The sequence below is a fragment of the Streptomyces sp. H51 genome (genome assembly GCF_035656535.1).
Classification (GTDB): domain Bacteria; phylum Actinomycetota; class Actinomycetes; order Streptomycetales; family Streptomycetaceae; genus Streptomyces.
Window position 1 is genome coordinate 555 of the sequence record NZ_JAYMHD010000012.1, and the last position, 9779, is coordinate 10333.

Below are 9779 nucleotides of genomic sequence, written 5' to 3' on the forward strand. Positions count from 1 at the left end.
GGCCGCGTCGTGACGATCGGGGCGAGCGTCCTTCGTTCCGTCGTGACGACCGTGGTGACCGGGGCGAGCGTCCCTCCTTCCGTCGCGATGACCGTGGTGACCGGGGCGACCGTCCTTCCTTCCGTCGTGACGACCGTGATCAGGGGCCGCGTCGTGACGATCGGGGCGAGCGTCCTTCGTTCCGTCGTGACGACCGTGGTGACCGGGGCGAGCGTCCCTCCTACCGCCGTGACGACCGTGGTGAGCGTCGCGAGCGTCGGGACGACGACCGTGGCGGCTACGGGCGCCGTGACGACCGTGGTGGTTACGGCCACCGTGAGGACCGGCGGGGCGATGACCGCGGTGACCGTGGTGGTTTCCGCCGTGACGACCGTCGTGACGACCGGCGCGAGGGCGACCGCGGCGGCTTCGCCCGGCGTGACGACCGTGACCGCGGTCCGCGTCGCGATGACCGTGGTGACCGGGGCGACCGTCCCTCCTTCCGCCGCGACGACCGGGATCGCGGCTTCCGCCGGGACGACCGTGGTGACCGGGGCGGCTTCCGGCGGGACGAGCGGCGCGGTGAGGACCGCGGCGGGGACCGCGGGGGCTTCCGGCGGGACGACAGCCGCGCCGGCGAGCGCGGTGGCTTCCGGGGCCGTGACGACCGTGGGCCGCGGCGCGACGACCGCGGTGGCCGTCCCGGTGGCTTCCGGGGCCGTGACGACCGGCGTGGCGGCGGCCGCTTCCAGGACGACCGGAGCCGTGACCGCGACCGGGAGCCGATCAAGCGGCTGCCCATCCCCGAGGACGTCACCGGCGACGAGATCGACAAGGACGTACGGCAGGAGCTGCAGAGCCTGCCCAAGACGCTCGCGGACGACGTCGCCAGGAACCTGGTGATGGTCGCGCGGCTCATCGACGAGGACCCCGAGGGCGCCTACGGCTACTCCAGGGTGGCGCTGCGGCTCGCCTCGCGTGTGGCCGCCGTCCGAGAGGCCGCCGGATTCGCCGCTTACGCGAACCAGAAATACGGCGAGGCGCTCGCCGAGTTCCGGGCCGCGCGGCGGATGACCGGTTCCGTGGAGCTGTGGCCGGTCATGGCCGACTGCGAACGCGGGCTCGGACGGCCGGAGAAGGCGCTGGACATGGCCGGCGCCCCCGAGGTGAACAAGCTCGACAAGGCCGGCCAGGTCGAGATGCGGCTCGTCGCGGCCGGCGCCCGGCGTGACCTCGGCCAGCTGGACGCGGCCATAGTGACGCTGCAGAGCCCCGAGCTCGCCTCCAACTCCGTGCAGCCGTGGACCGCGCGGCTGCGGTACGCGTACGCGGACGCGCTGCTCGCCGTCGGCCGGGAGGGCGAGGCACGGGAGTGGTTCGCCAAGGCCGTCGAGGCCGACCGGGACGGCAGCACGGACGCCTCCGACCGGCTCGCCGAGCTGGACGGGGTCGAGTTCGTCGACGCCCTCGACGAGAGCGAGACCGGGGGCGGCAGCGAGAGCCAGGGCGAGGGAGCGGGCGCGGAAGACGTTCCGAAGGCGGCCTCGGAGGAGGACGGCGACGACGACTGACGCCCGTCGGCGTCCGCGCGTGAAAGGAGGGCGGGATCCCCTGAGGGGGTCCCGCCCTCCGCCGTTTCAGACCCGTCGCACCCGTCAGAGTTCCAGCGCGCGCAGCACCAGACCCGACGCGGGCTTCGGGCCGAAGGACGTCGACTTCCGGGGCATCGTCACACCCTGGCGGGCCAGGTCGCGGACGACCTCCTCGCGGACCGGGTGCATCAGGACGGCCGTTCCGCCGTCACGTTCGGCCTTCTCCACCGTGGCCGCCGGGTCGTGGATGTAGGCGACGCGGTCCGGGGAGTCCCCGGGGACGCGCCAGACGTGGTCGAGGAGGGCGGCGTGCAGGACCGTCGCGTCCAGGGTGCGCCAGGCGGCGGGGCGGTCGGCGGGAACCGTACGGGCGAGGAGACCGGGGTCCGGGCGGTCGACGAGATGGAAGGAGCCGTCGCCGGCGAGCAGGAACGCGTTGCCCTCGCGGGCCGCGTCGGCGAGGGCGTCCAGGGCCTGCGGCAGGGGCACGTCCAGGTGCCGTACGCGGAGCAGACCGTCGAGGGCGGCGAGCGCGTCGGGGACCGGCAGGTGGTGCAGCAGGCGGTGGATGGCACGGACCCGGAGCGGATAGCGGGCCGTGTCGACCAGCAGGACCAGGCCGTAGTCCCACGGGCTGGGGGAAGGATGCTCCGCGCGTAGACGGCGGTACGTCGCCCAGCGGTGGTGGCCGTCGGCGATCAGGGCCTGGTGCCGGGCCAGGTCGGACTGGACGCGGGCCACCTCGGCGGGATCGGTGACCGACCACAGGCGGTGCGCGAAGCCGTCCTCGGTGGTGGTGGCGAGCAGCGGGGGCTGCTGCGCGGTGCGCTCGACGAGCCCGGTGGTGGCCGCGGTCGCGCCGTCGCCGCGGTAGGTCAGCAGCAGCGGTTCGAGGTTCGCGGAGGTCGCCCGCATCAGGGCCGCGCGGTCCGCGACCACGTGCGGCATCACGTCCTCGTGCGGCAGGACCACGCCCTCCGCCGGGTCCGACACGCGCAGGGCACCGATGACTCCCCGCTGCAGCATGCCGTTGCCGTCCCGCTGCTCGTAGACGTACAGACCGGGTTCCGGATCGGCGGTCAGGACGCCCTCGGCGAGCCAGCGGCGCAGGGTGTCGGCGGCCTGTTCGTTCCGGGCGTCGGGGGTGGTGGCCTGGGGAAGGATCAGGCGGACGATGTTGTGCGGGTCGGCGTCCTGGAGGTGGTGCAGGCCGTCGGGGCGGACCACGACGTCGTAGGGAGGGGACGTCACGGCTGCCAGGCTGCCGACCCGGTCGGGGTCGTACCGCAGGCCTCTGAACGGGGTGAGTTCGAGGCCCCGGGGCACCGTCGCTTCCGAGTGACCTGCAGAGTTCATCCCGGCATCGTACGTGTGTCGGCGGCATGCGGGATGATCGGGGGAAAGCGAGCGAACGAGGAGCGATGTGGAATGAGCCAGAGCGTCAGGACGAAGCCCGAGGCCAGTGGGCAGGCCCTGAGCGAGGCGTACGACACGGCGCTGCTCGACCTGGACGGAGTGGTGTACGCGGGCGGGAACGCGATCGCGCACGCCGTCGAGTCGCTGGCCGCGGCCCGCGCGGGCGGGATGCACCTGGCGTACGTCACCAACAACGCGCTGCGCACCCCGGACGCGGTGGCCGGCCACCTGACCGAGCTGGGGATACCGGCCGGCGCCGACGACGTCATCACCTCCGCCCAGGCGGTCGCACGGCTGATCAGCGAACAGGTGCCGTCGGGGGCGCGGGTGCTGGTGATCGGCGGGGACGGGCTGCGGGTCGCCCTGCGGGAGCGGGGACTCCAGCCGGTCGAGTCGGCGGACGACGATCCGGTCGCGGTCGTACAGGGCTACGGGGGGCCCGAGTTGCCGTGGGGGCGTTTCGCGGAAGCCTGTTACGCCATCGCGCGCGGGGTGCCCTGGTACGCCTCCAACACCGACCTGACCATTCCGGGCGCACGCGGGATCGCCCCGGGCAACGGGGCCGCGGTGGAGGTCGTCCGGATCGCGACCGGCGCCGAGCCGCAGGTCGCGGGCAAGCCGCTGCCTCCGATGCACCGGGAGACCATCCTGCGCACCGGCGCCGAGCGGCCGCTCGTGGTCGGGGACCGCCTGGACACCGACATCGAGGGCGCGTTCAACGGAGAGGTCGACTCGCTGCTCGTGCTGACCGGCGTGACCGACGGCGCGCGGCTCCTCGCCGCGCCGCCGCGGCACCGGCCGACCTACGTCGACGCGGACCTGCGTGGGCTGCTCACCGGGCAGCCGGAGGTCACGCAGGCGGGCGACGGGTTCCGCTGCGGCGGCTGGACGGCGACCGCGGGTACGGAGCTGGAACTGGACGGCGACGGCGAGGCCCTGGACGGACTGCGTGCCCTGTGCGCCGCGGCCTGGACGGCGGCCGGGGACGGCGTGTGCCCGCTCGACCCGGGGAAGGCGCTGGCCCGGCTGGGCCTGTGAGCCGAGGCCGAAGCGCAGAGCCGCGACCGCACGAGGAAGATGTGAGGGTAGACTAACCTAACTGCGTGTTGGTCGACGGTCTTCCCGAACAGCGCGCGGACACCGCCCCCGCGCCCCCCACCCGCCGGGCGGTACGCGCCGTCGGGCTGCTCGTGTCAGCGGCGGTCCTGGTGCTCGTCGCACTGGCGAGCATCGCCATCGGCGCGAAGGAGCTGAGCCCGGATCAGGTCTGGCACGGGCTGTTCCGGGCCACGGGGACGTACGGCGACGTCGTCGTGGACGAGCGGCTGTCGCGGACCCTCCTCGGGCTGCTGGCGGGCGCCGCGCTCGGCCTGTCCGGGGCCGTGCTGCAGGCGCTCACCCGTAACCCGCTGGCCGATCCCGGACTGCTCGGCATCAACGCCGGCGCCTCCGCCGCGGTCGTCACCGCCATCACGTATCTCGGTGTCACCTCGCTGACCGGCTACGTGTGGTTCGCCTTCCTCGGCGCGGCCGCGGTCGGGGCGCTGGTGTGGTTCCTGGGCGGCAGCCGGGGCGCCACTCCGGTGCGGCTGGTGCTGGCCGGCACCGCGATCAGCGCCGCCCTCTACGGTTATCTGCAGGCCGTGATGATCATGGACCGGGCGGCGCTGGGCAGGATGCGTTTCTGGACGGTGGGCTCGCTGTCCGCCGCGACGGACTCGACCGTCCTTCAGGTGCTGCCGTTCCTCGCGGCCGGAACGCTCCTCGCCCTCGTGCTCGCCCGCCCGCTCAACGCGCTGGCCATGGGCGACGACACCGCGAAGGCGCTCGGCGCCGACGTCGACCGCACCCGGGCGCTGGCCATGCTCGCCGCCACCGTGCTGTGCGGGGCGGCGACCGCCGCGTGCGGGCCGATCGTGTTCGTCGGACTGATGGTCCCGCACGTCGTGCGGTCCTTCACCGGACCCGACCTGCGCTGGATCCTGCCGTACGCGGCGATCCTCTCGCCCGTGCTGCTGCTCGGCTCCGACGTCGTCGGCCGCGTGGTGGCCCGGCCCTCGGAACTCCAGGTCGGCGTCGTCACCGCGATCGTCGGCGGCCCGGTCTTCATCCTGCTGGTACGACGGCGGAGGACGGCGCACCTGTGAAGACCCAACGCGTGCTGAGGGCTCCGGGCGGGATCTCGCTGCGTCTGGACGTCCGCGCCGTCACCGTCGTCGTCCTGCTGCTGCTCGCCGCGCTCACCGCGGCCGTCGCGCTGATCGGCACCGGCGACTACCCGATCCCGGCCGGTGACGTGCTGAAGACGCTGCTGGGCAACGGCAGCGCGGGGCAGGAGTTCATCGTCAGGGAACTGCGGCTGCCGCGGGTCCTCGTCGGGCTCCTGGTCGGCGCCTCGCTCGGGCTCGGCGGCGCGCTGTTCCAGGCCGTCACCCGCAACCCGCTGGGCAGTCCGGACGTGCTCGGCCTCGGGCAGGGGGCGACGGCCGGGGCGCTCACGGTGATCGTGCTGTTCTCCGGGAGCGCGGCCCAGGTCACCCTGGGCGCGCTGGTGGGCGGACTGGCCACCGGGCTGGCCCTCTACCTGCTCGCCTGGAAACGCGGCGTGCACGGCTACCGGCTGGTCCTGGTCGGCGTCGGCGTGTCCGCCGTCGTCACCGCGGTCAACGGCTACCTGCTGACCGTCTCCGACATCGTCGACGCGGCCCGTGCGGTGGTCTGGATGACCGGCTCCCTCGACGGCCGCGACTGGGACCAGGTCTGGCCGCTGCTCGGGTTGTGCGCCGTGCTGGTTCCGCTGGTCCTGGCGGGTGCGCGCGGACTGCGGATGATGGAGATGGGCGACGACGTGGCGAACGCCCTCGGCGTGCGCGTGGAACGCGTCCGGGCGCTGCTGCTGGCCGCCGTCCTGCTCACCGCCACCGCCACCGCCGCGGCCGGCCCCGTCGCCTTCGTCGCGCTGACCGCGCCGCAGCTCGCCCGGCGGCTGACCCTCCCCCGCTGCCTCAAGGGCGCGGGAGGTTCCCCCGTCCCCGGCCCGAACCTGCTGCCGTCCCTGTGCATGGGCGCCACCCTCCTGGTCACCGCCGACTGGGCCGCGCAGCGGGCCTTCGGCGCCGGCCGGCTGCCGGTGGGCGTGGTCACCGGAGTCCTGGGCGGGGCCTACCTGCTGTGGCTCCTCGTCAGCGAGCGCAGGGCGGGCCGGATATGAGCGGCTCGGCGTACGACACCACCCGAAGGAGCACCGTGAACCGCCTGTCCGCCCAGGACGTCACCCTCGCCTACGACCAGCGCGTCATCGCCGAGCAGCTCTCGGTGGAGATCCCCGACCACTCCTTCACCGTCATCGTCGGCCCGAACGCCTGCGGCAAGTCCACGCTGCTGCGCGCCCTGTCGCGGATGCTCAGGCCCAGCCAGGGTCGGGTGCTGCTGGACGGGCAGGTCATCCAGTCGATGCCGGCGAAGAAGGTCGCGCGGACGCTCGGTCTGCTGCCGCAGTCGTCGATCGCGCCCGACGGGATCACCGTCGGCGACCTGGTCGGCCGCGGCCGCTACCCGCACCAGGGCATCCTGCGCCAGTGGTCGGACGAGGACGAGCGGGTCGTCCGCGAGTCCATGGCGCGGACCGGGGTCGCCGAACTCGCCGACCGGTACGTCGACGAGCTCTCCGGAGGACAGCGGCAGCGGGTGTGGATCGCCATGGCGCTCGCCCAGCAGACCCCGCTGCTGCTGCTCGACGAGCCGACGACCTACCTGGACATCCAGCACCAGATCGACGTCCTCGACCTGTGCGCCGAACTCCACGAGGAACAGGGCCGCACCCTGGTCGCCGTGCTGCACGACCTCAACCACGCCGCCCGGTACGCCACCCACCTCGTCGCCCTGCGCGACGGGCGGGTCGTCGCCGAGGGCGCGCCGCGGGACGTCGTCACCGCCGGGCTGGTCGAGGAGGTCTTCGGGCTGCGCTGCCAGGTCGTCGACGACCCGGAGACCGGGACGCCGCTGGTGGTGCCGGCGGCGCGGAGGGCACGCGCGCGTGCGGTGGCGGCCGGGGACCCCGGCCGGGACGGGGGCCGGGCGGGGACCAGAAGCTGAGAACGGGCCTCAGAGCCGCTGCGGAGCCGGTGAGAGGCCGGTGAGGAGCCGCTGGGGGAGCCGCTGGGGGAGCCGGTGAGGGGACGCAGGTGCTGCGGACGGGCCGGGAGCCGCGGTCAGGCCCCGGCTACAGCAGCTTCCTGAGGCGGAACAGGTCGCGCAGGCCGGCGTCCAGCTTCACCCGCCCCGCGCCCCAGGCCCTGGCGAAGTGCAGCTCGCCGTCGACCAGCGCGACCAGGTCGTCGCCGGTCATGCTCAGCCGTATCTCGGCCCGCTCGCGCGGCGGCCCCTGCAGGGTCTCACGCACCTCGATCCGGCCGCCGGTGAGCCGGCCGGCGAAGGTGACGTCCAGGTCGGTCATGTGGCAGCTGACCGACCGTTCCATGGCCGTGGCCGAGCGGACGTCACCCTCGGCGTGCTGCATGTTGTCGGAGAGCTTCTCGAGTGCGGCACGGCACTCCTCGATCGTGGCCATCGGCATCGACCGTACCGCAGGGCTTCGCGGTAGCGTCTGGGCATGAGCGAGACAGCCGCGGAGCGCGAGGATCCGGCGCGCGAGGCCGAGGGCCGGGCCGAGCCCCCGGGCGGGCCCGGGGACGGCCCCGCCGCCCCGGCCCCGCTGAACGTGCCCCGCACCCCGACCGGCAACGCCGAGGTCGACGCCCTGCTGGAACGGCTGGCCGACGCCGACCACCTGGCGACGGACGGACACGTGGAGGTGTACGAGGATGTACACCGCGGGCTGCGGGACGCGCTCACCGCGCTCGACGCCCGCCCGGGACCGCCGGCCCCCACCGGTCACCCGGCCCCCACCCCGCACCCGGCCACCGCTCCGTAATGAGACGCTACGGGTCGCACCTTCTTCACACTTTTCGATCGTCGTACGGGAACAGGAGCTGAACCCACCGTGGCAGGAGTCGCACGCCGCCGTCTCGACGCGGAGCTGGTCCGCCGCAAGCTCGCGCGCTCGCGTGAGCATGCCAGCCAGCTGATCACCGCCGGGCGCGTCACCGTCGGCAGGACCGTCGCGACCAAGCCCGCCACGCAGGTGGAGACCGCGGCCGCCATCGTCGTGGCCGCCGACGACGCAGACCCCGACTACGTCTCCCGCGGCGGCCACAAGCTCGCCGGCGCGCTGCAGGTGTTCGTGCCGCAGGGGCTGGCCGTCGAGGGCCGGCGGGCGCTGGACGCCGGCGCGTCCACCGGAGGGTTCACCGACGTGCTGCTGCGGGCGGGAGCCGCGCACGTCGTCGCCGTCGACGTCGGATACGGACAACTCGCCTGGACCCTGCGGAGCGATGAACGCGTCACCGTCAAGGACCGTACGAACGTACGCGAGTTGACGCTCGAAGCGATCGATGGGGAGCCTGTGGATCTTGTCGTGGGGGATCTGTCCTTCATCCCGCTCGGCCTGGTGCTGCCCGCCCTGGTGCGGTGCGCGAAGCCGGACGCCGACCTGGTGATGATGGTGAAGCCGCAGTTCGAGGTGGGCAAGGAACGGCTCGGCAGCGGGGGAGTCGTGCGCAGCCCGCAACTGCGGGCGGAGGCCGTGCGGGGCGTGGCCGAGAAGGCGTGGGAGCTCGGGCTCGGAGTGCGGGGCGTCACCGCCAGTCCGCTGCCCGGGCCGTCGGGAAATGTCGAGTACTTTCTCTGGCTGCGGTCCGGCGCACCCGAGCTGGACCCGGCCGACGTTGACCGTGCAGTGGCGGAGGGGCCGCGTTGACACAGAACCGAGCTCGTACTGTTTTCCTGCTCGCCCACACCGGGCGGCCCGCGGCCGTCCGCAGTGCCGAGCTGGTGGTCAAGGGGCTGCTGCGCGAGGGGATCGGCGTGCGTGTCCTGGAGTACGAGGCGCGCGATCTGCCACTGCCGGACCAGGTGGAGCTGGTCCAGGAGGCGACCCCGCAGAGCCTCGACGGGTGCGAGCTGCTGATCGTGCTCGGCGGTGACGGGACGCTGCTGCGCGGCGCCGAGTTCGCCCGCGCCTCCGGGGTGCCGATGCTCGGCGTCAACCTCGGGCGGGTCGGGTTCCTGGCCGAGGCCGAGCGGGACGACCTGGACAAGGTCGTCGACCGGGTGGTGACCCGCTCGTACGAGGTCGAGGAACGGATGACCATCGACGTCGTCGTCCACCGCAACGGCGACATCGTGCACACCGACTGGGCGCTGAACGAGGCCGCCGTGCAGAAGGTGTCCGCCGAGAAGCTGCTCGAGGTCGTGCTGGAGATCGACGGGCGGCCGGTGACGGGGTTCGGCTGCGACGGCATCGTGCTGTCCACGCCGACCGGGTCCACGGCGTACGCGTTCTCCGCGGGCGGGCCCGTGGTGTGGCCCGAGGTGGAGGCGCTGCTGATGGTGCCGATCAGCGCGCACGCGCTGTTCGCCAAGCCGCTGGTGACCTCGCCGGACTCGGTGCTCGCGGTGGAGGTGCTGCCGCACGTCCCGCCGGGCGTGCTGTGGTGCGACGGGCGGCGCACGGTGGAGCTGCCGCCGGGAGCGCGGGTGGAGGTGCGGCGAGGAGCCGTGCCGGTGCGGCTGGCCCGGCTGCACCACGCGTCGTTCACCGACCGGCTGGTGGCGAAGTTCGCGCTGCCGGTCTCCGGGTGGCGGGGAGCGCCGCACTAGGAGTTGTCGTCAAATGTCACGCCCACATCAGCAGGGCTGCGAGGGTGACGGCTGCTTGGTAGGACTCGGCGG

10 protein-coding genes are annotated in these 9779 nt (G+C 73.7%); 8 read left to right on the forward strand and 2 right to left on the reverse strand.

What is annotated here, in order from left to right:
- Nucleotides 1-773 precede the first annotated feature (773 nt).
- Nucleotides 774-1550, forward strand: a complete 777-nt coding sequence (locus VKA29_RS03110; RefSeq protein ID WP_324783593.1) for a hypothetical protein — start codon at nucleotides 774-776, stop codon at nucleotides 1548-1550.
- Between the two features lie 84 nt (nucleotides 1551-1634).
- Here VKA29_RS03110 and VKA29_RS03115 read toward each other — a convergent pair whose 3' ends face one another.
- A complete protein-coding gene (locus tag VKA29_RS03115; RefSeq protein ID WP_324783584.1) occupies nucleotides 1635-2927 on the reverse strand; it encodes a DUF1015 domain-containing protein in 1293 nt (430 codons plus the stop codon).
- 72 nt (nucleotides 2928-2999) lie between these two features.
- Here VKA29_RS03115 and VKA29_RS03120 point away from each other — a divergent pair, with 72 nt between their 5' ends.
- The 4 genes from VKA29_RS03120 (at nucleotide 3000) to VKA29_RS03135 (ending at nucleotide 7082) form a co-directional block, all read left to right on the forward strand.
- Nucleotides 3000-4025 carry an HAD hydrolase-like protein gene (locus VKA29_RS03120; RefSeq protein ID WP_324783585.1) on the forward strand — a complete coding sequence of 342 codons (1026 nt, stop codon included), beginning with the start codon at nucleotides 3000-3002 and terminating at the stop codon, nucleotides 4023-4025.
- Nucleotides 4026-4090: 65 nt separating this feature from the next.
- Entirely contained in the window at nucleotides 4091-5134 is a 1044-nt protein-coding gene (locus VKA29_RS03125; RefSeq protein WP_324783586.1) for a FecCD family ABC transporter permease, read from the forward strand.
- Nucleotides 5131-6198 carry a FecCD family ABC transporter permease gene (locus tag VKA29_RS03130; RefSeq protein ID WP_324783587.1) on the forward strand — a complete coding sequence of 356 codons (1068 nt, stop codon included), beginning with the start codon at nucleotides 5131-5133 and terminating at the stop codon, nucleotides 6196-6198. Before VKA29_RS03125 ends, VKA29_RS03130 begins: the two co-directional genes overlap by 4 nt.
- The gene (locus VKA29_RS03135; RefSeq protein WP_324783588.1) at nucleotides 6195-7082 is read left to right on the forward strand and encodes an ABC transporter ATP-binding protein; all 888 of its coding nucleotides are present in this window, start codon (nucleotides 6195-6197) and stop codon (nucleotides 7080-7082) included. Before VKA29_RS03130 ends, VKA29_RS03135 begins: the two co-directional genes overlap by 4 nt.
- A gap of 127 nt (nucleotides 7083-7209) precedes the next feature.
- Here the strand turns inward: VKA29_RS03135 and VKA29_RS03140 are convergent, their stop codons facing one another.
- Entirely contained in the window at nucleotides 7210-7557 is a 348-nt protein-coding gene (locus tag VKA29_RS03140) for a sterol-binding protein (RefSeq protein ID WP_324783589.1), read from the reverse strand.
- Between the two features lie 42 nt (nucleotides 7558-7599).
- Between VKA29_RS03140 and VKA29_RS03145 the strand changes: the two genes are divergently transcribed.
- The 3 genes from VKA29_RS03145 (at nucleotide 7600) to VKA29_RS03155 (ending at nucleotide 9707) form a co-directional block, all read left to right on the forward strand.
- Nucleotides 7600-7920, forward strand: coding sequence for a hypothetical protein (locus VKA29_RS03145; protein ID WP_324783590.1), 321 nt, complete (start codon nucleotides 7600-7602; stop codon nucleotides 7918-7920).
- Between the two features lie 69 nt (nucleotides 7921-7989).
- Nucleotides 7990-8805: a TlyA family RNA methyltransferase gene (locus tag VKA29_RS03150; protein WP_324783591.1), complete on the forward strand. Its 816-nt coding sequence runs from the start codon at nucleotides 7990-7992 to the stop codon at nucleotides 8803-8805.
- Nucleotides 8802-9707, forward strand: coding sequence for an NAD kinase (locus tag VKA29_RS03155; protein ID WP_324783592.1), 906 nt, complete (start codon nucleotides 8802-8804; stop codon nucleotides 9705-9707). The genes VKA29_RS03150 and VKA29_RS03155 overlap by 4 nt, the downstream gene beginning before the upstream one ends.
- Nucleotides 9708-9779: the final 72 nt, after the last annotated feature.

Bases quoted from the DNA above. Each gene is read 5' to 3' on its own strand.
- VKA29_RS03115 (WP_324783584.1), bottom strand. From the start codon at position 2,927: ATGAACTCTGCAGGTCACTCGGAAGCGACGGTGCCCCGGGGCCTCGAA.
- VKA29_RS03140 (WP_324783589.1), bottom strand. From the start codon at position 7,557: ATGGCCACGATCGAGGAGTGCCGTGCCGCACTCGAGAAGCTCTCCGAC.
- VKA29_RS03145 (WP_324783590.1), top strand. From the start codon at position 7,600: ATGAGCGAGACAGCCGCGGAGCGCGAGGATCCGGCGCGCGAGGCCGAG.
- VKA29_RS03135 (WP_324783588.1), top strand. From the start codon at position 6,195: ATGAGCGGCTCGGCGTACGACACCACCCGAAGGAGCACCGTGAACCGC.
- VKA29_RS03120 (WP_324783585.1), top strand. From the start codon at position 3,000: ATGAGCCAGAGCGTCAGGACGAAGCCCGAGGCCAGTGGGCAGGCCCTG.